The organism is Clostridioides difficile ATCC 9689 = DSM 1296 (assembly GCF_001077535.1).
Lineage (GTDB): Bacteria > Bacillota > Clostridia > Peptostreptococcales > Peptostreptococcaceae > Clostridioides > Clostridioides difficile.
Genome location: NZ_CP011968.1, coordinates 3,237,667 through 3,262,066, shown reverse-complemented (window position 1 = coordinate 3,262,066; position 24,400 = coordinate 3,237,667). Strand labels below are relative to the sequence as shown.

21 protein-coding genes are annotated in these 24,400 nt (G+C 29.6%); 19 read left to right on the top strand and 2 right to left on the bottom strand.

The window, feature by feature from the left end; translation table 11 throughout:
• Nucleotides 1-108 precede the first annotated feature (108 nt).
• Nucleotides 109-888, bottom strand: a complete 780-nt coding sequence (locus CDIF1296T_RS15335; protein ID WP_009898073.1) for a hypothetical protein — start codon at nucleotides 886-888, stop codon at nucleotides 109-111.
• 323 nt (nucleotides 889-1,211) lie between these two features.
• Between CDIF1296T_RS15335 and CDIF1296T_RS15330 the strand changes: the two genes are divergently transcribed.
• The 5 genes from CDIF1296T_RS15330 to CDIF1296T_RS15310 all read left to right on the top strand — a co-directional run bounded on the left by CDIF1296T_RS15330 (nucleotide 1,212) and on the right by CDIF1296T_RS15310 (nucleotide 5,864).
• A complete protein-coding gene (locus tag CDIF1296T_RS15330; protein ID WP_009891255.1) occupies nucleotides 1,212-1,757 on the top strand; it encodes a biotin transporter BioY in 546 nt (181 codons plus the stop codon).
• Between the two features lie 31 nt (nucleotides 1,758-1,788).
• Entirely contained in the window at nucleotides 1,789-2,925 is a 1,137-nt protein-coding gene (locus CDIF1296T_RS15325) for a thiolase family protein (RefSeq protein WP_009898072.1), read from the top strand.
• 3 nt (nucleotides 2,926-2,928) lie between these two features.
• The gene (locus CDIF1296T_RS15320) at nucleotides 2,929-4,320 is read left to right on the top strand and encodes an AMP-binding protein (RefSeq protein WP_009898071.1); all 1,392 of its coding nucleotides are present in this window, start codon (nucleotides 2,929-2,931) and stop codon (nucleotides 4,318-4,320) included.
• A 75-nt stretch (nucleotides 4,321-4,395) separates the two neighbouring features.
• On the top strand, nucleotides 4,396-5,271 hold the full coding sequence (gene dpsA / locus CDIF1296T_RS15315; RefSeq protein WP_009898070.1) for a dipicolinate synthase subunit DpsA: 876 nt from the start codon (nucleotides 4,396-4,398) through the stop codon (nucleotides 5,269-5,271).
• A gap of 2 nt (nucleotides 5,272-5,273) precedes the next feature.
• On the top strand, nucleotides 5,274-5,864 hold the full coding sequence (locus CDIF1296T_RS15310; protein ID WP_003429956.1) for a dipicolinate synthase subunit B: 591 nt from the start codon (nucleotides 5,274-5,276) through the stop codon (nucleotides 5,862-5,864).
• A 206-nt stretch (nucleotides 5,865-6,070) separates the two neighbouring features.
• Here CDIF1296T_RS15310 and CDIF1296T_RS15305 read toward each other — a convergent pair whose 3' ends face one another.
• Nucleotides 6,071-6,271, bottom strand: a complete 201-nt coding sequence (locus CDIF1296T_RS15305) for a hypothetical protein (RefSeq protein WP_009893748.1) — start codon at nucleotides 6,269-6,271, stop codon at nucleotides 6,071-6,073.
• 503 nt (nucleotides 6,272-6,774) lie between these two features.
• Here CDIF1296T_RS15305 and adhE point away from each other — a divergent pair.
• The 14 genes from adhE (at nucleotide 6,775) to CDIF1296T_RS15235 (ending at nucleotide 24,228) form a co-directional block, all read left to right on the top strand.
• Nucleotides 6,775-9,429 carry a bifunctional acetaldehyde-CoA/alcohol dehydrogenase gene (adhE, locus tag CDIF1296T_RS15300; protein ID WP_009898069.1) on the top strand — a complete coding sequence of 885 codons (2,655 nt, stop codon included), beginning with the start codon at nucleotides 6,775-6,777 and terminating at the stop codon, nucleotides 9,427-9,429.
• A gap of 275 nt (nucleotides 9,430-9,704) precedes the next feature.
• Nucleotides 9,705-11,924 (top strand): bifunctional diguanylate cyclase/phosphodiesterase, encoded by a 2,220-nt coding sequence (locus CDIF1296T_RS15295; protein ID WP_003439757.1) that lies wholly within the window; start codon nucleotides 9,705-9,707, stop codon nucleotides 11,922-11,924.
• A 253-nt stretch (nucleotides 11,925-12,177) separates the two neighbouring features.
• Nucleotides 12,178-12,840, top strand: coding sequence for a B3/B4 domain-containing protein (locus tag CDIF1296T_RS15290; RefSeq protein ID WP_003439746.1), 663 nt, complete (start codon nucleotides 12,178-12,180; stop codon nucleotides 12,838-12,840).
• A 370-nt stretch (nucleotides 12,841-13,210) separates the two neighbouring features.
• Entirely contained in the window at nucleotides 13,211-14,620 is a 1,410-nt protein-coding gene (locus tag CDIF1296T_RS15285; RefSeq protein WP_009898068.1) for a L,D-transpeptidase family protein, read from the top strand.
• 114 nt (nucleotides 14,621-14,734) lie between these two features.
• Entirely contained in the window at nucleotides 14,735-15,010 is a 276-nt protein-coding gene (locus CDIF1296T_RS15280; RefSeq protein WP_003439731.1) for a Nif11-like leader peptide family natural product precursor, read from the top strand.
• Nucleotides 15,011-15,639: 629 nt separating this feature from the next.
• Nucleotides 15,640-15,951: a hypothetical protein gene (locus CDIF1296T_RS15275; protein WP_003426769.1), complete on the top strand. Its 312-nt coding sequence runs from the start codon at nucleotides 15,640-15,642 to the stop codon at nucleotides 15,949-15,951.
• A 1-nt stretch (nucleotide 15,952) separates the two neighbouring features.
• Nucleotides 15,953-17,878, top strand: coding sequence for a V-type ATP synthase subunit I (locus CDIF1296T_RS15270; protein WP_009898067.1), 1,926 nt, complete (start codon nucleotides 15,953-15,955; stop codon nucleotides 17,876-17,878).
• A gap of 2 nt (nucleotides 17,879-17,880) precedes the next feature.
• Complete coding sequence (locus CDIF1296T_RS15265; RefSeq protein ID WP_003422657.1) at nucleotides 17,881-18,372, top strand: V-type ATP synthase subunit K; 492 nt, start codon at nucleotides 17,881-17,883, stop codon at nucleotides 18,370-18,372.
• Between the two features lie 51 nt (nucleotides 18,373-18,423).
• Nucleotides 18,424-18,987 (top strand): V-type ATP synthase subunit E, encoded by a 564-nt coding sequence (locus CDIF1296T_RS15260; protein ID WP_003422659.1) that lies wholly within the window; start codon nucleotides 18,424-18,426, stop codon nucleotides 18,985-18,987.
• Between the two features lie 14 nt (nucleotides 18,988-19,001).
• Nucleotides 19,002-19,979, top strand: a complete 978-nt coding sequence (locus CDIF1296T_RS15255) for a V-type ATP synthase subunit C (RefSeq protein ID WP_003439726.1) — start codon at nucleotides 19,002-19,004, stop codon at nucleotides 19,977-19,979.
• Complete coding sequence (locus CDIF1296T_RS15250) at nucleotides 19,972-20,289, top strand: V-type ATP synthase subunit F (RefSeq protein WP_009893746.1); 318 nt, start codon at nucleotides 19,972-19,974, stop codon at nucleotides 20,287-20,289. The genes CDIF1296T_RS15255 and CDIF1296T_RS15250 overlap by 8 nt, the downstream gene beginning before the upstream one ends.
• Nucleotides 20,290-20,405: 116 nt before the next feature.
• Nucleotides 20,406-22,184: a V-type ATP synthase subunit A gene (locus CDIF1296T_RS15245; protein WP_003426762.1), complete on the top strand. Its 1,779-nt coding sequence runs from the start codon at nucleotides 20,406-20,408 to the stop codon at nucleotides 22,182-22,184.
• Nucleotides 22,181-23,554: a V-type ATP synthase subunit B gene (locus tag CDIF1296T_RS15240; RefSeq protein ID WP_003422669.1), complete on the top strand. Its 1,374-nt coding sequence runs from the start codon at nucleotides 22,181-22,183 to the stop codon at nucleotides 23,552-23,554. Before CDIF1296T_RS15245 ends, CDIF1296T_RS15240 begins: the two co-directional genes overlap by 4 nt.
• A 5-nt stretch (nucleotides 23,555-23,559) precedes the next feature.
• Nucleotides 23,560-24,228, top strand: a complete 669-nt coding sequence (locus tag CDIF1296T_RS15235; protein ID WP_009891221.1) for a V-type ATP synthase subunit D — start codon at nucleotides 23,560-23,562, stop codon at nucleotides 24,226-24,228.
• Nucleotides 24,229-24,400: the final 172 nt, after the last annotated feature.

The following is a 24,400-nucleotide window of genomic DNA, read 5'->3' as shown; positions in this document are numbered from 1 at the left end:
ACTAGTTTCATAGCAATTTTAATTCGTATAAGTGTATTTATTTTTACAGATTTAAAAAACTTATACAGTATCTAATAATGTAATCTTATTACTTTAGCCTATAAATATTTAAATCTTAAAATGTTCTCTTTGAGATAAGTTTATTTCAGAGTCACAATTTCCACAACAGTAAGATGTTGAGACATCTTTAAATTTTTCAGTATTCTCATCAAAGTTCATTTTTTTCTTTGCAATAATTCCTACCTTAGTTAAATTAGAACCACAATTATTACAGTTTTGAATTTTGCATAGGTTATATAGTTTATCAAGTGTAATATCTTCTAATAATTCATCACAATTACAACATCTGATAGAAGAAACTTCACTACACATTTCAATAGGTTCAGCTTCTTTAGAAGAAAATTTATATGTTATGTCATTTGATACTTTATAACCTGTATCAAATATATTAGAATTACAACTTGGACATAAGTACTTTGGAAGATATATATCTTTTTTTTCAAAAGTATCACTACTAATATTACAGTTTAATTCATCTAAAATTGGTCTTTCATCTAGGTTATTACCTTTATTTAAGCTTAGAAGATAATTATAAATTTTTTTATCTTCATTCTGTTTTGATGTATCTAACAAATGCTCCATTATATTAGTGTATTTTTTGTTTTTTGAAGGCATGTTTAAATCCAGATAATTGTTTTCAATAGCAAAGCATACTATATTGAAATAGTTATATTTAACTGCAAAAAATAATAACATTTCATCAAATACTTTATCTATTATTTTGTCAGAAATACTTATCCAAAAATCTGGTGACTCTAAGTAAACTTTCCTACTAAGTTCATCTAACTCTTCATCTATATTATTTATATTATTTTCATTAACTTTCATATCATCACTTCCTTTTAAATATCTTGTGTATAAACTATTTGTTACTATTTTTTATATAAAATAAAATCTTATATAAAAATATATCATATTATAATTTACAAGTATAGTCTAAATAGAGCTGTTTTTAAGCAAAGTTTTATAAATGACTATTAAAGTATAAAGTAACAGTATAAAGTTTACTTATAAATTAAATGTAAACCTAAATACTTATAATAGTTGACAAAAAAACGTCTTTATTTTATACTAAAACAAAGCTTTAATAGAAGCTTTGTATATGTACATATAAACTAAATGAAATAAGACATATGAAGGGAATTATAAAAATGAAAAATACTAAAGTAAATATTCAAGATTTAACTAAAATGTCAATATGTGTAGCATTATTGTGTATATCATCTTACATATATATACCATTGCCATTTACTCCAGCAGGAGTAACAGCACAAACAATAATGATAAATTTAATAGCTTTGATTTTAACACCAAGACAAGCATTTAGTACAGTTGGTGTATATATAATGATAGGTTTAATTGGGATTCCAGTATTTGGTGGAGGTACATCTGGTATTGGAAAGTTGTTAAGCCCAACAGGTGGTTTTTATTTTGGGTTTTTGTTTGCAGCACTAATTATTAGTTTATTAAAAGGACGAAACAATGATATTAAGAGATATATACTAATAACAATTTTTGTTGGAATGCCTATTATATATTTTATGGGAACAGTATTTATGTGCTATTTTAATCAAATGACAGTAGAAGCAGCACTTTTTGCAGCAGTAGTACCATTTTTAATTGGAGATACAATAAAGTCAGTTATTGCATCTTTTTTAGGCACTAAACTGAACAATGTACTCAGAAGAAATCTATGATAAATCTATAATATAAGGAAGGGTGTAATGTATGAAGGAAGTTTTTATATTAGGAGGATTGAGAAGTCATATAGGTCTAAAAAATGGAATTTTTCAATTTGTTCAACCTGAATTACTAGGAGCAAGTGTTTTAAAAGATTTAATTAAAAAGTATGAAATTGACAAAATTGATGAGATTATATGTGGAAATGCAGTTGGGACAGGAGGGAATATAGCTAGATTAATGACTTTAACAGCAGGAGTGTCAAATGAAGTACCTGCTTTTACTGTGGATATGCAGTGTGCTTCTGCTATGATGAGTATAGACATAGCTTTTTCAAAGGTTAAATCTGGTCAGTGTGATTTAATTATTGCAGGTGGTTTTGAAAGTAGTTCTCTACAACCAATGCGCACATATCATAAGAATGATAAGCGATATAATACAAATAATCCAAATTATACAGTTGCTCAATTTTCTCCTGATGATAATAGCCAAAATAGTATGCTCGAAGGTGCGGAAAGAGTAGCAGAGTTATATCAAATTGAGAAAGCAGACTTGGATTTTTGGGTAAAGGAAAGTCATAAAAGAGCAAAAGAAGCAAGAGAGGAAAAAATACTTGAAGATATTATATCTCCTATAAATAATAGTACCTATGATGAAGGTATACGTGATAAGATGAGTCAAAGGTTATTAGATAGGATGCCATCAATTTTAGGAAAAGAAACTATTACAAATGCAGCAAATTCATGTCTTATTAATGATGGAGCTTCATTTATTATAATATGTTCTAAGAAGTATTTAGAACATGTAAAAAAGAAGCCTAAAGCAAAAATTATTAACACATGCACGATAGGAACAGATGCAACCTTAAGTCCAACATCAGCGATACAAGCAATGGATAAACTTTTAGAGATAGAAAGCCTTAATTATTTAGATGTATCTGCTGTTGAATTTAATGAAGCATTTGCAGTTATAGATGTGTTGTTTCAAAGAAAGTATCCAGAGTTAATAGATAGATATAATATATTTGGTGGAGCTTTAGCGTATGGACATCCATATGGTGCTTCAGGTGCAATTATTGCATTACATCTTTTAAAAGCATTAGAAGAGACTAAGGGTAGATATGGAATTTGCTCTATAGCTGCAGCTGGTGGTCTAGGTTCAGCTTTACTGCTTGAAAGGGTGTAGATTATGAACTATTATGAACTTTTAAGAATAAAAAAAGAGAGGCATAAAAATAAAAATTTTTTAATTATAGATGGAGAAAAATATACTTATGAAAATCTATTGAGTTATAGTGAGGAACTAGGAAAACAAATTTCTTTAGGTGAAAATATCCCAATTTTAATATATTCTAAAAATATAATGTTTCAGTTGATTAGTTTTTTTGCTATTAATTATTCAAAAAATATTCCTATTATTTGTCATTATAATCTTTCTAAAAAAGTATTAGATGATATTTTATTAAAAAATAATATTTCAATCATTATATCTGATGAATCTATGGACGTTATTGATTTATATGATGATAACAATAATGAAGTAGCAAAAAAAGTTAATTTTTCTATTTTTAATCCTAAATTTAATATATATATGTATCAATATAAGAAGCTTATAAATTATTTAGATAAAAGTATTTGTATGGGAGCTTTATCTTCAGGTTCTACAAGTGTTCCAAAGGTATTATATAGAACATATGAGAGTTGGGCTGGATTTTTTCCTATACAAAATGGTATTTTTAATATCTCTGGGGAATCAATCTTGTTTGTTAATGGAACACTTAGTTTTACAGGGAATCTAAATTCTATAATGTCAGTATTATATGAAGGAGGTAGTATTGTAATAAGTTCAGGTCTTAATTGTAAATCATGGATAAGGACAATAAAACAATATAATGTAACTAACATATACCTTATACCTACAAAACTTCAACTTTTGGTTAAACACTTAAAAGAACCAGTACTCAAAGTTGTAAGTATTTTTACAGGGTCTCAATTATTATTTGAAGATACTGCAAGAAATCTAAAAAAATATATGCCAAAGTCTGAAATTATTTTATACTATGGGGCAAGTGAATTAAATTATATTACATATTTATGCTATGATGAACTAATTGAAAAACCTCTAAGTGTAGGCAGACCATTTCCAGGAATAGATATATATATTAGAGAAGGAAAAATTTTTGTGAATACAGAATATGCAGTATATAATGCAACCAAACCTTATTCTGTCAATGATATTGGATATTATGATAATGATGGATACTTAATATTTGAAGGAAGAAGTGATGACATTTTAAATATTGGAGGATTTAAAGTTAGTTCTACTAAGATTGAAAATGAAGTTAAAAAAATTCCTCAAATTGAAGATGCAATTGTATTGCCGTACTCAGACACTATAAGAGGAAATCAAATTGTATTATTTGTAATAACTATAGACAAAATTACGAAGAAAGATTTGTTGATTAAAATGAAAGATAATCTAATGAAAAATGAAATCCCAAAGAAAATTATCTTTTTAAATTCATTTCCATATACCTCTTCTGAAAAGATAGATAGATTAGCATTATTAAAAATGTTATAAGTATAATATTTAGTAATTTTAGTGAACCAATGTATTGATAAAAACATATTGTATATAGTAAAGGAGGCTTACAATATGTCAAATCAATACGATATAACTGTTATTGGGGGAGACCTGCGACAAGTGTACATGGTAAAAAAACTAATTAATAAAGGGTATTCTGTAGTCACTTATGGGATATCAAATGAAATTATAAATGGAATCGTTGGAAAATCAACTTCACTAGCTGAAGCACTATCCAAAAGTTCCATTATTTTATGTCCAATTCCATTTACAAAGAATCAAGTTAATATTGAAAATACGGATGATTGTCTTGATGCTACTATTGATAACTTGCTAATTAATTTATCTCCTAATCAAATATTATTTGGAGGTAACATACCAACTAAAGTTTGTAAATTTTGCGAGCAACACTCTATTCAGATTTATGATTTTATGAAAATGAATGATGTTGCTATTTTAAATGCAGTTGCTACAGCTGAAGGGGCTATAGCAGAAGCTATTAAAAGAAGTATAATCAATATACATCAAAGTAACTGTTTAGTATTAGGTTATGGAAGATGTGCACAAATACTTGCAAAAAAATTATACACTTTGGATGCAAATGTATGTGTTGGCGCAAGAAATAATGATGCAAGAAGTACGGCTAATGCATTTGGATATTCCAGTATTTCTTTAAGTCAACTTGATGAAAAACTTTTACAATTTGATTATATTTTTAACACCATACCAGAGTGTATTTTAACGAAAGAAAGGTTAGAAAAAGTATCACAAGAAGTAACTATTATAGATATAGCTTCTTCTCCTGGAGGAGTAGATTATTCTGTTGTTAAAGAAGCAGGGATTAATGCGACTCTTTGCCTTGGGCTTCCTGGTAAATATTCACCAAAGACATCTGGTGAAATTCTTGTTAACGCTATAGAAAATATTATAAATGAAAGAAGGGATTAGAAATGAGACTTGAAGGACTTACAATTGGAGTAGGATTTACTGGTTCGTTTTGTACTTATGATAAAATATTTATAGAGTTAGAGAATTTGGTTAAAGAAGGAGCTAATGTACACACTATATTTTCAGATGTATCACAAAATATCGATTGTAGATTTGGAAATTCTGAAGAGTTTATGAAAAAAGCATATGAACTTACAGGAAATAAACCTATAGTTACGATTGAAGAGGCAGAGCCATTTGGACCTAAAGGAATTGCTGATATTATAATAATAGCTCCTTGTACTGGAAATACTGCTGCAAAATTAGCAAATGGTATTACAGATTCACCAGTATTAATGGCAGCAAAAGGTCATCTTCGTAATGATAAACCACTAGTAATATCAATATCAACGAATGATGCTCTAAGCTTTAATTTCAAAAATATTGGCATTCTCCTTAATTCTAAAAATATATATTTTGTACCTTTTGGTCAAGATAATTGCAAAGCAAAGCCTAATTCTATGATTGCACATACTGAGCTAATAATTCCAACTATAGAACTTGCTCTAGAGAACAAACAGCTACAGCCTGTTATAAAAAGTCCACATCAATAGAATTGGTTCTTATAATATTATGTATTAGATACAATACTAGCAAAGAGGCTGTCTCAAAATAGAGAGAAGCCTCTTTTTCTTGTTGAAATGATGAAAATATATTTAATTTCATACAAAAAAATGCCTCATGGACTAAAAAGTCTATTTTGAGCTAATCTCCGTAATTTTTGGTATATTAAAATTATTTACTTAATCCAATTTTTAAATTAGAATTTATATCGTTTTGACTCTTCAAATATCAATCTAACTGTTGTTGATACAAAAGAAGAGGACATAATTAAAACAAATACCGATAGTCCTCTAATAAACAAATTATCTACATAATAAGTTACTATTCCAATACCTCCAATCGTTAAAATTACACTTATAATCAAAGAAAAAATGCTAATTGTTTTTAATTTTTTCATGCTTATCCTCCTTCTTATAAACTTCAAATTTATCTATATAATATTAAATATATTTTATTTCATAGTATATAAAAATCATGAATATATATTTTTTTAATTATACTATATGTTGTAAATGTTTGTACATTTAACTATATTTACTTTAACTTGTTAATTAAGTTTTTATTTTCATTTTCAAGTATTTTTATTTTTAAACTTGATAGAGTATCATATTAAAAATTCTTTTTATAAAGTTTTATTTGTAAAAAATACAAAAATATAAACGTTAAAAAAATAACGTTATCCTTAAGTTTTTAGATGATTTCATTAGTGATTTGCGTAAAAAATAAAGTGATATCTAGTTAAATTAAGTATTTGTAAAGCTAGATATTATTAGTAGAAATGGTGTTATATTAGATAAAAAATAAAATGTTAAAAAAATAACTTGAAAATAGAAAAAGTAAATGCTATAATGTTAATAAATTAACATGATAAATAAAAAACTATCTCAGGAGGTTGTTAAAATGGCTCATAAAGAACAAGTAATAATAGAAAATAAAAAAGAAAATGAAGTTATGTCAGTTGGTTTAGATACTGTAAATAACGTTGAAAGCTTAGTTAAAAAACTAGCAAAAATCAGAGAAGCTCAAAAAATATTTGCTACATATAGTCAAGAGCAGGTAGATAAAATTTTTTTAGCAGCATCTTTGGCAGCTAATAAGCAAAGAGTTCCTCTAGCTATAATGGCACAAAAAGAAACTGGTATGGGAATTGCTGAAGATAAGGTTATAAAGAATCATTATGCCTCAGAGTATATATATAATGCATATAAAGAAACTAAAACTTGTGGTGTTATAGAGAAAGACGAAGCATTTGGTATGACTAAAATTGCTGAGCCAATAGGTGTTATTGCAGCAGTTGTACCTACAACTAATCCAACTTCTACTGCTATCTTTAAAGCACTTTTAGCTTTAAAAACTAGAAATGGAATAATTTTCTCTCCACATCCAAGAGCAAAAAATTCTACTATAGAGGCTGCAAAAGTTGTTCTTGAGGCTGCTGTTTTAGCTGGAGCTCCTGAAGGTATAATAGGATGGATAGATGAGCCATCTTTAGAATTAACTACAACTGTTATGAAAGAAGTGGATTTGACCCTTGCTACAGGAGGTCCTGGAATGGTTAAATCAGCGTATTCATCTGGAAAACCAGCTATTGGAGTTGGTGCAGGTAATACTCCAGCAATAATTGATGATAGTGCAGATATAAAAACTGCTGTAAACTCAATTCTTGTATCTAAGACTTTTGACAATGGTATGATATGTGCTTCTGAACAATCGGTTATAGTATTAGAAAATATATACAATGAAGTCAAAAAAGAATTTAAAGAGCGTGGTGCTTATTTATTAGATAAAGATGAAACAGAAAAAATAAGAAATATAATTTTAGTAAATGGAGGATTAAATTCTAAAATAGTTGGGCAAACAGCTTGTACTATAGCAAAACTTGCAGGCTTTGAAGTCCCAGTAGATACTAAGGTTTTAATAGGTGAAGTAGAATCAGTTGAAATAGAAGAAGCTTTTGCTCATGAGAAACTTTCACCAGTACTTGCAATGTACAAGGCAAGTGATTTTGATGATGCAGTTAGAAAAGCAGAAAAATTAGTAGAAGATGGTGGATTTGGGCATACATCTTCATTATATATTGATGATGTAAATCAAAGAGAAAAACTTGATAAGTTTACTTCAGCCATGAAAACTTGTAGAATTTTAATTAATACTCCTTCTTCTCAAGGTGGTATAGGGGACTTATATAATTTTAAACTAGCTCCTTCTCTTACTTTAGGATGTGGGTCTTGGGGTGGAAATTCAGTATCTGAAAATGTAGGAGTTAAGCATTTACTTAATATTAAAACAGTAGCTGAGAGGAGAGAAAATATGCTTTGGTTTAGAGCACCAGAAAAAGTTTATTTCAAAAAAGGTTGTTTAGGAGTAGCATTAAAAGAACTTAAAGATGTAATGAATAAGAAGAGAGCTTTTATTGTAACAGATACATTCCTTTACAATAATGGATATACTAAAGCAGTTACTGATTTATTAGATGAAATGAATATTAAGCACACTACATTCTTTGAAGTAGAACCAGACCCAACTTTGGAATGTGCTAAGATAGGCGCTAAAGCTATGAGAGAATTTAATCCAGATGTAATAATATCTATAGGTGGAGGAAGTGCAATGGATGCAGGAAAAATAATGTGGACATTGTATGAGCATCCAGATGTAGATTTCCAAGACCTAGCTATGAGATTTATGGATATAAGAAAAAGGGTATATACATTCCCTAAAATGGGTGAAAAAGCTAATTTTGTAGCTATACCAACATCAGCAGGTACTGGTTCAGAAGTAACACCATTTGCTGTTATAACTGACCAAGATACAGGAGTAAAATATCCATTAGCAGATTATGAACTGATGCCAAATATGGCTATAGTTGATTCTGATATGATGATGAATATGCCAAAAAGCTTAACATCTGCTTCTGGTATAGATGCTTTAACTCATGCATTAGAAGCATATGTATCTATGCTTGCAACCGATTATACAAATGGATTAGCGTTACAAGCTATTAAGAGTATATTTGAATATCTTCCACGTGCATATGATAATGGTGCAAAAGACCCAGAAGCTAGAGAAAAAATGGCAAATGCTTCTACAATGGCAGGTATGGCTTTTGCAAATGCATTTTTGGGTGTTTGTCACTCTATGGCTCATAAATTAGGTGCTTTCCACCATGTACCACATGGTGTTGCAAATGCTCTTTTGATAACAGAAGTTATGAAATTTAATTCTTCAGATGCACCAAAGAAAATGGGAGCATTCTCTCAATATAAATATCCAGAAGCATTAAAGAGATATGCTGAAATAGCTTCATTTTTAGGATTAAAAGGAAATTCTGATGAAGAGAAATTCCAAAGTTTATTGGTAGCTATTGAAGATTTAAAACTTAAAGTTGGTATTCCTAAATCTATAAAAGAGTTTGGCGTTGAAGAATCTAAGTTTATGGATTCAATAGATGAAATGGTAATTCAAGCATTTGATGACCAATGTACAGGAGCAAATCCAAGATATCCACTTATGAATGAAATAAAAGATATGTATTTAAATTCATATTATGGAAGATAAGTTTGCTATAAAATAGATAAAATAAAAACTCTTATACATAAAACAAAGTTTTATTGTATAAGAGTTTTTTTGTTTGAGAAAATGGATAGTTTTTATTCTTTAATTTAAAATTCAATTAAATAGTGTTATTATAATAATAAAAGAATGTTTTTATGGTTATTATGTTGATTTTATGTGTAACATTTAAGAATAGTTATATACAATATAAATGATGAATTGGTATAAAAAGGATATATTATCTATATGAAGTATTGACTAATTAGGGGAGGAGTCGAATGACAGGGAGAAATAAAAGTTTTACATTAATTACAATTCTTTTTTTAACATCATTATTTTTGACAATGGGGTATATCTATATAGAAGATACAAAACATCTTCTTATGTCAGAGGCAAAAATACATATAAAAGAAGTTGCAGTACAAGGCTCTCAACTAGCACAAAGACAAATTGAAAAAGATTTAGATGTTTTAAATATTTTTTCTAACTATTATGCTTCAAATCCAGATATACCTAATGAGGAAAAAATGAAAAATCTTTTAGATGAAATGGAAAATCAAAAATTTTACACTATGGCAATAGTTGATATAAATGGTAATGCTGAAAATACCAAAGGTGATAAGTTTTCAGTGAAAGATAGAGAATTTTTCAAAAACTCAATTAAAGGTAAGAAGTATGTTTCAAGTCCATATGTTGATGAAGTAAATAAGTCTATAAAGAAGATTGCTATTTCAGTACCATTATTAAATAATGATAAAGTAGTTGGAGTTTTATATTGTACTTACAATATCAATACTCTGATGAAACTTATTAATATATCTTTTTATGAAAATAATAGTATATCTTATGTTGTAAAAAATAATGGTACAATTATCCTTCATCCACAAGGGGATAGCCTATCAAAAAATATTTATAAATTGTTAAAACAGGATAATGATATTCAAGAAGTAAATAGATTAAAAAAAGAATTGCAAGAAAATAAAACAGGTGCAACTGTATTAAATATGTTGGAAGAAAGAAGATATTTAGGATATGCCACTATGGATAATGGGAATAGTGAAAATAATTATATAAAAGACTGGAATTTAATTTTTTCAATTCCAGAAACTGTTGTATTTAGTAATTCAAAACAAATAATCAACAGAGCTGTATATGCAGTGTTATCTATTGTATTAATATTTATTGCAATTATTTTTTATATAATTTATATAAAAAAATCTAATGAAAAAGAAATATTAAGTTTGGCTTATGAAGATAAAGTTACATATATAGGAAATCAAAATAAATTTTATAGAGAATGTAGTAAGTATCTTTTAGATAAACCATCTTTAAATTATATTATAGTATATTTTGATATTAATAACTTTAAGATGATTAATGATACTTTTGGATATGAATTTGGTGACAATTTATTAATTACAATAGCAAAAGCTTTAAAAGAAGAATTAACAGAAGGTGAGGTATATGCACGACTTTCAAGTGATTATTTTGCAATTTTCTGTGATTATAAAAATGGAAGAAATAAAATTATAAGAAAACTTGATAATATACGAAGTAATATTGAAAGTAATTTGAGTATAGTCTTTGAAATTTCTCTGTGTGTGGGTATTTATTTTGTTGAAGAAGGTGAAGTAGATATTCAAAAGGCTGTAAATAAAGCAAATATGGCTAGGTCTGTTGCTAAAGGTAAAAATATAAATTATGCTATTTATAATGAAGATGTTAGGAATAAGCTTAGTGAGGAATCAATGATTTTAGATGATATAAAAATAGCATTGGTAAAAAATCAATTTGAAGTGTATTATCAACCTAAGTTTTCACTTGTAACTGGAGAAATGATAGGGAGTGAAGCACTAATAAGATGGAATCATCCAGAACATGGTTTTATAAGTCCCGCAGTATTTATTCCAATAGCAGAGAAAAGTAAGTTGATTTTAAAAATTGGGAGATTTGTATTTGAAAGGGTTTGCAATGATTTATATGAATGGAAAAAGCAAGGTAAAAAGATAGTTCCAGTTTCAGTAAATTTATCTAGGGTCGAGTTGTATCAACCAGATATTGTAAAATTTATCAATAAAACAATAAAAATGTATAATTTAAGTTCAGATTTCATTGAAATAGAGATAACAGAAACTGTGGCTATTAATGAGTTAAATATTTTAAAGAATGTTTTAAATGAGTTGAGGACGTATGGATTTTCTATTTCTATGGATGACTTTGGTACAGGATATTCTTCTATTAGTTGTTTAAGAGATATGCCAATTGATATATTGAAGCTAGATAAGTCTTTTCTTGGTGGCATTGAACATGATGAGAGAAGTCGCAATATAGCAAAATCAATAGTGTCTCTAGCAAAATCCCTAGATTTAGTTGTAATTATAGAAGGTGTTGAGAGTAAAGAACAAGCTGAGTTAATGAAACAATTTGGATGTGATTTAGTTCAAGGATTTTATTTTGCACGACCAATGCCAGCTAAGAATTTTTTAGATTTACTTTAAAACAAAATTTGATTTTTATATAAAGCACTATTATGAATGCTTGATTTTAATAAATCATTGCTAAATAATTAGTGTTTTTTTATTTTATCAATGTATTGTCTAATATAAAGCAAAAAATAATTGTATTTTATAAAAATTATATTAAAAATAAATTTATTTTGCTAATAAACATGTTATTAACAAAAGAATAGTACTATAATGTATAGATGATAAAAACTTTAATAAAAATTTAGTGTATAGGAGTTGTTTAAGTATGATAGATATAAGTATTGATGACAAACTTAAGGAAAGATGGCCTAATGCTAAGCTGGGTTGCATTCAAGCAAAAGTAGCAGTAAATAAAAGCTCAGAAAAATTAATTAATGAAATAAATGAGTTTTGTGATACTATAAATCAAAGTCTAAAAGTTGAAGACATTACGAAACTAGATAAAATTAAAGATGCAAGAAATGCTTATAAAGAGCTTGGAAAAAATCCAAGTAGATATAGAACATCTTCAGAAGCATTGGTTAGAAGAATTATTCAAGGGAAGGGTCTTTATACAATAAATAATATAGTAGAAATAAACAATTTAATATCAATAAAATCATTATATCCAGTAGGTACATATAATGTAAGCAAATTACATTCACCAGTATGTTTTACTGTAGGAGATGAAGGAGAACAGTATAAGGGTATTGGGAAAGAATTAATAAATATAGAAAATCTTCCTATATTGTCTGATTCAGTGGGTAAATTTGGGAGTCCAACTAGTGATTCTGAAAGAGCAATGATAACAGAAGATGCAAATGAAATATTAATTTGTATATTTTCTTTTAGTCAAGAATCTGATATTGAAGAATATTTTGGATATGCTAAGGAATTACTTAAAGAATATGCAGATGGAAAAGATATAGAAACTAAAATAATTAAATAGAATCTATATAACAACGTTATGTTAAGCTAAAATTCAATATAAAAATAAGTTAAGATAAAGAAACTAACACAAAATTAGTTTCTTTTTTAAAATAGTAGTTTAGTGTTACAAAAATAGATAGATAGTCCCACGATTATTAAAAGTATGGTAATATATTAATATAGCAGAGATTGTGTTTAAGGGATTTTGAAAGGGGGGATTTATAATAATCATTTTATCTAAAAGATAAAATGGTTTTATAGAAATAACTATATATTTAAAAATATAAATAATGATACAGTAATTTGGGTATATAAAATAAGGCATACATGGTTTTGTTTAAAAACCAATAAGGTACATAGGTAATTACAATGTAAGGAAGGATTTAATTATGATTGATGGAAAAGAGGTAAAACAAGAAAGTGGACAAAAAAATCTAAAATTTAAGATAGCTATAGTAGTAGGTGTTTTGTTTGTAGCTTATATAGGAATGGCAATCTTTTTTAGAAATCATTTTTACTTTGGAACGACTATTAATGGCGTAAAGGCTTCAGGAAAAACAGTTGAGCAAGTAAATGATTTGTTAGCATCTAGTACTAATTCCTATACTTTAAACTTAGAGGAAAGAAACAATAAGAAAGAACAAATAAAAGCAAAAGATATTGATTTAAAATTTACACCAGATGATAAAGTTCAAAAGATAAAAGATAGTCAGAGCGCTATTGGATGGATTGGTGGAATATTTAAATCTAAAGAGTATAATAATATGATAACTCTTTCATATAATAAAGATTTACTAGAAAAAAGGTTTAATGCTTTATCTTGTTTTGATAGTAAAAATGTTGTAGAACCTAAGAGTGCTTATCCTAAGTATGATAGCACTAAAAACGCTTATGTTATAGTACCAGAGGTACTTGGAAACAAAGTGAAAAAAGATGATTTTTATAAGTTAGTACAAAACTCAATTAATTCTGGGAATACTTCTATTTCTCTGGATGAAAGTAAAGTTTATGAAGCACCAAACAACACAAAGGATTCAGAAAAGTTGAAACAAGCTATTAAGACATTAGATAAGTATGTTGGTGTAGTCGTTACATATGATTTTAGTGACCGTAAGGAAACTTTAGATGGTTCTGAAATTAATAAATGGTTAAAAGTAGACTCAGAAAAGAATTATGACATAACTTTTGATAATGATGCTATGGTAGAATATACAAGAGGTTTAAGTAAAAAATACAGTACTTTTGGTGACTCAAGACCATTTAAAACTGCCACAGGTAAAGATATTACAATTTCAGGTGGAATTTATGGTTGGTTGATAGATAAAAAGAAAGAAGCTGAAGCATTAGTTGATGTTGTAAAAGCTGGTAAAAATGTTACAAGAGAACCTATTTACATACAAAAAGCTGTATCTCGTAATAAAGATGATATTGGAAATACATATGTAGAGATTAGTCTTTCTGGCCAACATATGTGGTTCTTTAAAAATGGAGAAATGCTTGTATCAACAGACGTTGTAACAGGTGATTTAGCTAGAGGATTTGCTACACCATCAGGTATATATCCTCTTAATTATAAGGCTAGAAATGTTTCATTAACTGGTCAAGGTTACAGTTCACCTGTAAGTTATTGGCTTCCATTTAATGGGAACATAGGCATTCATGATGCTACTTGGAGAAATTCTTTTGGTGGAAGTATATATAAGTCTTCAGGTTCACATGGATGTGTAAATACACCTTTTTCTAAGGCAAAGAAAATATATGAAAATATAGAACCAGGTACACCAATTATTTTATACTAGTAAATGTGTTGCTAACAGTTAAGCGAAGTCATCTTAGTTTATTTAGGATGGCTTCCTTTTTATATAAAGCTTATTGAAGTTTACAGAAAGACTACTTAAAAGGAGAAATACATAATGAATGAAAAATTAACTAAAATTTTAGAAGAAGCTAAGAATGATGATGAATTTAGAAAGGAACTTATAAAAACAAGAGAACAACGTGATGTTATGGATTCATTTTGTAAGGTTGTTACATCTAGAGGTTATGATATGACAGTAGGGGAACTTTTTTCTATGGGAGAAGAATATACATCCAATCTACTGAAAAGTGTAAATGGAGGAGCAGCATATCCTATTGAAGATTGGAGTGATTGGTACGAGGATTTTTTTATAATGTTGTCGAATATATAGAGTAACTAATGATATTATCTACTTAAGATTAATACATTGCCTTAAAATAAAACTATTAGAACTAGGTGTAAGTTTTATCAATCTTTAAAAATATTGATTTATTTCTAACTAGATATAAAAAAATTAGATTAAAAATAAGGTGACAAAAATCGATATAGCTTGATGATTTATAAAAGTTAGATAAAATAGTGCGAGATATTTCTAAAAATTCAAAAAAAACAATAAACTTCAATGGTTAGAGGTTGAAAAAGAATATAAAAAACTTTTATATGTAATAAATTAAATTAAAATTATAAAAAAAATAAAATAAAAATTTAAAATGTCGACATAACGTTAATTTTAAAACAAAATAACGCTATTGACAAACTATATCGCTTTAAATTATAATTATTGAAAATAATGGTATTTAAAAACCATACTCATGTCATAGTCTAAAAGTAAGTCAAAAAAGGATGTAAATCTAGGCAAGTACTATTCTAAAATATGTTTTATTAAGAAATAAACGTTGAAAAATATTAATTATTATATAAAAATGCTGTTTATACTTTAACAATGAGGTAGTAATCTAATTAGAATAAAAAAATCTAATTGGTTATATACATAGTAAAAAGGTAAGAGAGGTGATTTGGATGGCTTTTGAAATAATAAAAAGCATTGTTGAGGCAGAGCAGACAGCAGACAGTATCAAAGTAAAAGCTGTTACTGATGCAGAGTCTATCAGAGCTGATGCTGTAAACAAATGTGAAAGCATATTTGCTGATGTAAAAAAACAAGCAAAGCTTATGGAAGAAACTCTTATTGAGAAGGCAGTCACCGACAGTAGAGCAGAGGTTGATAAAATCTTAGCTAATGCTAAAAGTGAATGTCTGAAAATTGAAAAAACTGCTGAAGAAAGAAAAAGTAAGGCTATTGAAGCGGTTATTGGAAAGGTAGTGAGATAATATGGCAATAGTTAATATGAACAAAATATCTATTGTTGGCTTAGAAGCTCAAAAAAGCCAGATTTTAAAGCTACTTATGAACCGTGGGTTTGTTCAGATTGATGATAGTGCCTTTCTTACTGAGGAGGAGGAATTAAAAAATTATCTTGTAAAAGATAGTGAAGAATCTGAAGTTATAATGCTAGAGCAGAAAATGTCTCATGTAAACCAAGCAATTAATATTGTTTCTTCACTAGTGAAACAAAAAAAATCCCTACTTGCACCAAAAAGAGAGTTTAACAAAATTGATAGTGAAAAAGAAGGGCAAGTTTATGCTGAAGCTCTGGAGTTAAACAATTTGCACAAGGAGATAGGTACAATAAGGTCTAACATAAACTTACTTAACAACAATAAAAGTATGTTAGAACCATGGGTGAACTTTGATATTCCTATTGAAAATATGGAAACTAAGTATACAAAAACTATACTTGGAACTGTGCCCATAAGCGCAAACATTGATGCTTTAAGAGTAAAATTAGAAGATGAAATACCAGAAAGTGTTATTGGGATTGTCAATTCTGACAAGTTAATGAACTATGTTTATTTAATTACTTTAAAAGAAACTTTTGATGATGTTTTAGAAGTTTTAAAAGAATTTAATTTTTCAGTGGTTTCATTACCAAATGAAGAAGGTACACCGTTACAAGCTATCAAGAAATACAATGAAATGATAATTAGACAGGAAAACGTTTCTAAGGACAAAACAGAGGAAATTAAAAGACATGCAGATAGTATACACATGCTTGAAAACCTATATGATTTTTACACTATAGAAAGAGACCAAAAAAAGATTATAGAGAGACTTGTCAAAACAAAAACAACATTCTGTCTTAATGGTTGGTTACCAAGCAAAAGGGCAGATGAATTAATTAAAGAAATTACAGAAAAGTTTGATTGTTGTGTTCAGACTGAAGAAGGAAGTAAAGAAGAAGGCTTCCCAATTCTGCTTGAAAACAATAAATTAGTAACACCTTTTGAAAGTGTAACTAACATGTACAGCTATCCAAGTACAAAAGATATTGACCCAAATACAATTTTAACTTTCTTCTTTGTTGTATTCTTTGGAATGATGCTAAGTGACGCCGCATATGGGTTAATAATTGCAGTAGTTTGTGGATTTGTTGTATATAAATTAAAGATACAAAAAGGTGAAGGAAATTTAATTAAACTTATTGGTATCTGTGGAGTTTCAACTACTGTATGGGGTCTTATATTCGGGGGTATTTTGGGGGATTTAATTCCTATAAAAGCATTAATTAATCCTTTAGAGGATGTTATGACACTTATGGGAATGTCGTTACTGTTCGGTATTATCCATATATATGTAGGTTTGGGAATAAAAGCATATACATTAATAAGAAGTGGAAAGGTAATAGATGCAATCTTTGACATAGGTTTTTGGTATTTGTGTATAACAGGTGTATGTCTACTTATAATACCTTTTGTTGCAGGGGACATAGGTGTATTTTCAGAAGTAGGAAAATATTTAGCAATTATAGGTGCTATAGGTCTTGTACTTACTCAAGGAAGAAGCTTTAAAGGTATTCCTGTTAAGCTTTTTAAAGGATTTTCAAGTCTCTATGGTATAACAAGTTATTTTGCTGATATATTATCTTATACAAGAATTATGGCGCTTTGTTTAACAACAGGAGTTATAGCACAAGTTATCAACCTTTTAGGAGCTATAGCTGGTCCGATACTTGCAGTTGTAATTGGTGTTGTAGGACACACAATAAACCTTCTTATAAATGCACTAGGTGCATATGTTCATACAAGTAGGTTACAGTATGTAGAATTTTTCAATAAGTTTTATGAAGGCGGAGGAGTTCCTTTTGTTCCGTTTAAGTATAAAACAAAATATACAAGCATTAATAAAAAGGAGATGTAAATATGGAATTTTTAAACGCGTTAGGAAATGGTCAATTTTTGGCAATATCAGGAGCTGCTATAGCAGCATTATTTGCAGGTATGGGTTCTGCTAAAGGTACTTCAATAGCAGGTCAAGCCGCAGCAGGTGTTGTAACAGAAGACCCTAGTAAATTCGGTCAACTTCTAGTTTTACAACTTCTTCCTGGTACACAAGGTCTGTATGGATTTATCATAGCTTTCCTTATTTTATCAAAAGCAGGGATTATTGGTGGAGATGCAATACCAACATCAGCTCAAGGTTTACAACTTCTTATGGCAGGACTTCCAATTGGTTTAGTTGGTTTAGTATCAGGTATAGCACAAGGTAAAGCAGCAGCAGCAGGAGTTGGAATAGTTGCAAAAAGACCTGAAGAACTTGGTAAAGCTATAACATTTGCAGCAATAGTTGAAACATATGCTCTTTTAGGACTACTTGTTTCTTTCTTAGCTTACAATGGAATTGCAATTGGTTAATTATAAATTATAATTCATAAGTAAAAAAAATGAAAAGGAGGAAGCACTCCTATGGGTAATGAACAAAAAATGATTGACAGAATTATAGCTGATGCCAAACAAGAAGCACAAGAAATATTGGATAAAGCTAAAAGTGAAGCAGATTTAAAAGTAAATTCAGCTAATGAAAAAGCTGAAAAGGAAATGGCTTCCTATACAAAGCTTGCAGAGGCAGAAGCAGAAAAAGCGGCTTCTAAGGAAATATCAGGAGCTTATATGGAGGCTAAAAAGCAAATATTATCAAAAAAACAAGAGATTTTAGAAGAGGTAATTTTAGAAGCTAAAAACAAACTTTTAAATCTTAAAGATAATGAATATGAAGAGATTATACTAAACATGATTGAAAAATCAAATTGTACAGATGATTCAGAGATAGTATTATCTAAAAAAGATAAAAAAACATTAAAAGATGTGCTATCAAAAAAAGGCATTAAAGTGTCTGATGAAACTAGAGATATTACTGGAGGTTTCATAGTTAAAAAAGGTGACATTGAGTACAATTATTCATTTGAAGCCATAATTGCAGTAGAGCATGAATATATTGAACAAATTGCAGCAGAAATTTTGTTTAATTAAGGAGGGGTTAAAAAATGGCAGAAGAAAAAACTTATCCCTATGCCGTTGCACGAATAAGAGTGCTTGAAAAACAGCTTCTTAACAGACAAATGTTTATTCAAATGGCAGAAGCCAAAAGCCCTGAAGACTCTTTAAGAATTATAGCTGAGGCAGGTTATGCTGATACATCAAATAATAATATACATAATTTTGAGAATATTTTGACTCAAGAATTATCAAAGACATATGAAATTCTTAAAAGTCTAGCTCCTGAAGAAAAATTTGTTGATGTATTTCTTTATAAAAATGACTATCACAATTTAAAAGTGCTGATTAAAGAAGAAATTTCTGGTGTAGATGGTGAGAAATATTTAATTGATGGAGGTACAATTCCTCTTATTAAGCTTAGAGAATCTTTAGCAAATCGTAGTTTTAGTGATTTACCTAAGATAATGTCATCAGCTATATTAGAGGCATTTGATGTTTATAATAAGACACAAAATGGCCAGATGGTTGATATTGTTCTAGATAAAGCAACCTTTACCAGTATGAAAGAAACTGCTAAAGAAAGCCAAAACAAATTTGTAATAGATTATGTTATGAAAGTTTGTGATTTAACAAATCTAAAGAGTTTTATAAGAGTCAAAAATATGAAGAAAGATTTTGATATGTTTATGAATGTGTTTGTTTCAGGTGGCTCACTTGATAAGGAAAAATTCTTAGAAGCTTTTTCCTCAGATACTCCAGCATCATGTTTTAAATCTACTTCTTACTCTGATGTCTGTAAAAATGGCATGGATAGTGGTTTTACTGTCTTTGAAAAACTTTGTGATGACTATCTTATGGAATATGTTAGAGGAGCAAAATTTAAGCCTCTTACATTAGAACCACTAATTGCATATTTATATGCTAAAGAATCAGAGATAAAAACAATTAGAATTATTTTGACTAGTAAGCTTAATAATATAGACGCAGATACTATAAAAGAAAGGCTAAGGGATGCTTATGTATAAGGTAGGAGTAGTTGGAGATAAAGATAGCATCATGGGATTTTTAGCTCTTGGAATAGATATCTTCCCAGCCTATGATAGTGACGAAATTAAAAAAAGTATACATAAGTTGGTTGAAGATGAATATGCGATAATTTATATTACAGAACAGGCATCATTGCTTGCAAAAGAATCAATAGCAAAATACAAAGATTACCAACTTCCTGCCATTATAGTTATTCCAGGTATTGGAGGAAGTATGGGATTAGGTATGAATGAAGTAAGAGAATCTAGTAAACGTGCTATAGGTGCAGATATATTATTTAAAGAATAGATGAAAGTTGAATAAAAGACAATCTCAAATTTTATTGGTGCTAAATATATGTGCTAATAAAATATAGGAGGGAATATTTAAATTTTGATAAAGTATATGATTGCAGGTGAGAGAATATGAAAACAGGCACAATTGTAAAGGTGTCAGGACCGCTTGTTGTAGCGGAGGGCATGAGAGATGCGAATATGTTTGACGTCGTAAGAGTTTCAGATAAACATCTTATAGGCGAGATTATAGAAATGCATGGAGATAAAGCTTCTATACAGGTTTATGAGGAAACTTCCGGTCTAGGACCAGGGGAAGAAGTAGTTTCTCTTGGAATGCCTATGAGTGTTGAACTTGGACCAGGTCTTATTTCAACTATTTATGATGGTATTCAACGTCCACTTGAAAAAATGTATGATATTTCAGGTACTAATATAACTAAAGGTGTTGAAGTATCTTCACTTGATAGAACAACTAAGTGGGAATTTAAACCTAAAAAATCTGTTGGTGATAAGGTTGTAGCAGGAGATATAATTGGTGGCGTTCAAGAAACAGCAGTAGTAGAATGTAAAATTATGGTTCCTTATGGAGTTAAGGGTACTATAAAAGAAATATATTCTGGTGAATTTACTGTTGAAGATACAGTTTGTGTTATTACAGATGAAAAAGGTAATGATATACCTGTAACTATGATGCAAAAATGGCCAGTTAGAAAAGAAAGACCATATAGAGAAAAGAAAACACCAGATTCACTTCTTGTTACAGGTCAAAGAGTTATAGATACATTTTTCCCAATCACAAAAGGTGGGGTAGCAGCTATACCGGGACCTTTTGGAAGTGGAAAAACTGTTACACAGCATCAGCTTGCTAAATGGGCAGATGCAGATATAGTTGTATATATAGGCTGTGGCGAGCGTGGAAATGAAATGACAGATGTTCTTCTTGAATTTCCTGAATTAAAAGACCCAAGAACAGGCGAGTCACTTATGCAAAGAACTGTGCTTATAGCAAATACATCAGATATGCCGGTTGCTGCACGTGAAGCTTCTATATACACTGGTATTACAATAGCTGAATATTTTAGAGATATGGGATATAGTGTTGCACTTATGGCAGACTCTACATCAAGATGGGCTGAGGCTCTTAGAGAGATGAGTGGTCGTTTAGAGGAGATGCCTGGTGAAGAAGGTTATCCTGCATACTTAGGTTCACGTCTTGCTCAATTCTATGAGAGAGCAGGAAAGGTAAATTGTCTAGGTATGGATGAAAGAGAAGGAACACTTACAGCAATTGGTGCAGTTTCTCCTCCTGGTGGTGATACATCAGAACCTGTCAGCCAAGCAACTCTTCGTATAGTAAAAGTATTCTGGGGTCTTGATGCATCTTTAGCATATAAACGTCATTTCCCAGCAATTAACTGGTTGACTAGTTATTCACTCTATCAGGAAAAAGTTGATGTATGGGCAGATAAAAATGTAAATGATAATTTCTCAGCTCAAAGAGCTCAAGCTATGAAACTTTTACAAGTTGAATCTGAACTTCAAGAAATAGTTCAATTGGTTGGTGTTGATTCACTTTCAGATGGAGATAGATTGATACTAGAGGTTACTCGTTCTATAAGAGAAGACTTCCTTCATCAAAACTCTTTCCATGAAGTTGATACTTATACATCACTTCATAAACAATATAGAATGATGGGACTTATATTAAAATTCTATAAGTCAGCACAAGATGCTATCAAGCAAAATGTTACTATAAACGATATTATCAAGCTTTCAGTTCTTGAAAAGATTGGTCGTGCTAAGTATGTAGAAGAAGGCGATATAGATGCAGCTTACGATTCAATTGAAGATGAAATAGACAACGAGCTTGCAGACCTTATTAAAAAGAGGGGGGCTGAAGAACTATGATAAAGGAATATAAGTCAATACAAGAGGTAGCCGGTCCTCTTATGTTAATAAACGGCGTAGAAGGTGTAAAATTTGATGAACTTGGAGAAATTGAACTTTCAAATGGAGAAATTCGCCGTTGCAAAGTTCTAGAGGTAAATGGAGATACTGCACTTGTTCAGCTTTTCGAAAGCTCAACAGGTATAAACCTTGCTGAAAGTAAAGTTCGTTTTTTAGGAAAGAGTCTTGACTTTGGAGTTTCACCAGATATATTAGGTCGTGTTTTTAGTGGAATGGGTAGACCTATTGATGGAGGTCCAGAAATTATACCAGATAAAAGACTTGATATAAATGGAGCTCCAATAAATCCAGCAGCACGTGATTATCCGGCCGAGTTTATACAAACTGGAGTCTCTGCTATAGATGGACTTAATACATTGGTTAGAGGGCAAAAACTTCCTATATTCTCAGGGTCTGGTTTGCCACATGCCAATCTTGCAGTTCAGATTGCAAGACAGGCAAAAGTACGTGGAACTGATTCTAAGTTCGCCGTTGTATTTGCTGCAGTTGGTATAACTTTTGAAGATGCTGAATTTTTTATAAGCGATTTTAAAGCAACTGGTGCAATCGACCGTTCTGTAGTGTTTGTAAACCTTGCAAATGACCCAGCTGTAGAGCGTGTATCTACACCTAGAATGGCACTTACAGCAGCAGAATACCTTGCTTTCGAGCAAGATATGCATGTACTTGTTATAATAACGGATATTACAAACTATGCAGAGGCATTGCGTGAAGTTTCAGCAGCTAAAAAAGAAGTTCCAGGACGTCGTGGATATCCAGGATATCTTTATACTGACCTTGCTACTATGTATGAAAGAGCAGGAAAAATGAAAGGGCATGAAGGGTCTATAACTATGATTCCAATACTTACAATGCCTGAGGATGATAAGACACATCCAATTCCTGACCTTACAGGATACATTACAGAAGGGCAAATTATACTTAGCCGTGAACTTTATAAAAAAGATATACAGCCTCCTATAGATGTTTTACCATCACTTTCTCGTCTAAAAGATAAAGGTATTGGTAAAGGTAAGACTCGTGAAGACCATGCAGATACAATGAACCAGCTTTTTGCAGCTTATTCAAGAGGTAAGGATGCAAAAGAACTTATGGCTATACTTGGTGAATCTGCACTTTCTGAGATTGATTTAATGTATGCTAAGTTTGCAGATGAATTTGAGAAAGAATATGTTTCACAAGGATTTAGAACTGATAGAACTATTGAGCAGACATTAGAAATCGGATGGAAGCTTCTTAGTATGTTACCAAAAAGTGAACTTAAACGTATCCGTGATGAATATTTTGAAAAATATATGCCTAAGGAGTGATATCTGTGGCTAGATTAAATATAAATCCAACACGTATGGAAATGACTAGACTTAAGAAACTCCTTAAAACTGCTACAAGAGGTCATAAGCTTCTTAAAGATAAACTTGATGAACTTATGAAACAATTTCTTGAGATTGTAAGAGAAAATAAGCGATTGCGTGAAGAAGCAGAAAATGCTCTTGATACTGCTTATAAAAACTTTATAATCGCAAGAGCAGTTATGAGTCAGGAGTATCTGGGTTCAGCACTTATGATGCCAAAGCAATCAGTTTCAGTAGATGTTTCTACGAGAAATATAATGAGTGTTGATGTTCCTGTGTTTGACTTTAAAACTGAAAACAATCAAAGTGATATTTATCCTTATGGTCTTGCTTTTACATCAGGTGAATTAGATTCTGCTATGGAAGCTTTCTCAGATGCTATGCAACCACTTTTAAGACTTGCAGAAAGTGAAAAAAGTGCACAGCTTCTTGCACAAGAGATAGAAAAGACACGTAGACGTGTTAATGCTCTTGAAAATGTAATGATACCAAATTACATTGAGACTATTAAGTATATAGCTATGAAGCTTGAAGAAAATGAGAGAGCAAGTACTACTAGACTTATGAAGGTTAAGGATATGGTGCTTAAAAAAGCACTTGAAGAAAAGAAAAAAAATGATTTGGTTGTATAATTAAATACTTATAAAAATAAGTCTAACATTCTACTTTATAGAGGTTAGACTTATTTTTTATGTTTAAATTAAAATGTAGATACTATAAAAATTAATATATTGTTTAAAAACAGACTGTATTTAACTAAAAATAATATATTTAACAAAAATTTCTAAAAATTAACGAACTGTT

What these genes read in the sequence shown, in the direction of transcription:
- CDIF1296T_RS15255 (WP_003439726.1), top strand. Translation starts at nt 19,002, where the DNA reads ATGGCAGAAGAAAAAACTTATCCCTATGCCGTTGCACGAATAAGAGTG.
- CDIF1296T_RS15330 (WP_009891255.1), top strand. Translation starts at nt 1,212, where the DNA reads ATGAAAAATACTAAAGTAAATATTCAAGATTTAACTAAAATGTCAATA.
- CDIF1296T_RS15270 (WP_009898067.1), top strand. Translation starts at nt 15,953, where the DNA reads ATGGCAATAGTTAATATGAACAAAATATCTATTGTTGGCTTAGAAGCT.
- CDIF1296T_RS15325 (WP_009898072.1), top strand. Translation starts at nt 1,789, where the DNA reads ATGAAGGAAGTTTTTATATTAGGAGGATTGAGAAGTCATATAGGTCTA.
- CDIF1296T_RS15240 (WP_003422669.1), top strand. Translation starts at nt 22,181, where the DNA reads ATGATAAAGGAATATAAGTCAATACAAGAGGTAGCCGGTCCTCTTATG.
- adhE (WP_009898069.1), top strand. Translation starts at nt 6,775, where the DNA reads ATGGCTCATAAAGAACAAGTAATAATAGAAAATAAAAAAGAAAATGAA.
- CDIF1296T_RS15265 (WP_003422657.1), top strand. Translation starts at nt 17,881, where the DNA reads ATGGAATTTTTAAACGCGTTAGGAAATGGTCAATTTTTGGCAATATCA.
- CDIF1296T_RS15275 (WP_003426769.1), top strand. Translation starts at nt 15,640, where the DNA reads ATGGCTTTTGAAATAATAAAAAGCATTGTTGAGGCAGAGCAGACAGCA.
- CDIF1296T_RS15320 (WP_009898071.1), top strand. Translation starts at nt 2,929, where the DNA reads ATGAACTATTATGAACTTTTAAGAATAAAAAAAGAGAGGCATAAAAAT.
- CDIF1296T_RS15250 (WP_009893746.1), top strand. Translation starts at nt 19,972, where the DNA reads ATGTATAAGGTAGGAGTAGTTGGAGATAAAGATAGCATCATGGGATTT.
- CDIF1296T_RS15310 (WP_003429956.1), top strand. Translation starts at nt 5,274, where the DNA reads ATGAGACTTGAAGGACTTACAATTGGAGTAGGATTTACTGGTTCGTTT.
- CDIF1296T_RS15305 (WP_009893748.1), bottom strand. Translation starts at nt 6,271, where the DNA reads ATGAAAAAATTAAAAACAATTAGCATTTTTTCTTTGATTATAAGTGTA.
- CDIF1296T_RS15290 (WP_003439746.1), top strand. Translation starts at nt 12,178, where the DNA reads ATGATAGATATAAGTATTGATGACAAACTTAAGGAAAGATGGCCTAAT.
- CDIF1296T_RS15285 (WP_009898068.1), top strand. Translation starts at nt 13,211, where the DNA reads ATGATTGATGGAAAAGAGGTAAAACAAGAAAGTGGACAAAAAAATCTA.
- CDIF1296T_RS15245 (WP_003426762.1), top strand. Translation starts at nt 20,406, where the DNA reads ATGAAAACAGGCACAATTGTAAAGGTGTCAGGACCGCTTGTTGTAGCG.
- CDIF1296T_RS15280 (WP_003439731.1), top strand. Translation starts at nt 14,735, where the DNA reads ATGAATGAAAAATTAACTAAAATTTTAGAAGAAGCTAAGAATGATGAT.
- CDIF1296T_RS15260 (WP_003422659.1), top strand. Translation starts at nt 18,424, where the DNA reads ATGGGTAATGAACAAAAAATGATTGACAGAATTATAGCTGATGCCAAA.
- CDIF1296T_RS15295 (WP_003439757.1), top strand. Translation starts at nt 9,705, where the DNA reads ATGACAGGGAGAAATAAAAGTTTTACATTAATTACAATTCTTTTTTTA.
- dpsA (WP_009898070.1), top strand. Translation starts at nt 4,396, where the DNA reads ATGTCAAATCAATACGATATAACTGTTATTGGGGGAGACCTGCGACAA.
- CDIF1296T_RS15335 (WP_009898073.1), bottom strand. Translation starts at nt 888, where the DNA reads ATGAAAGTTAATGAAAATAATATAAATAATATAGATGAAGAGTTAGAT.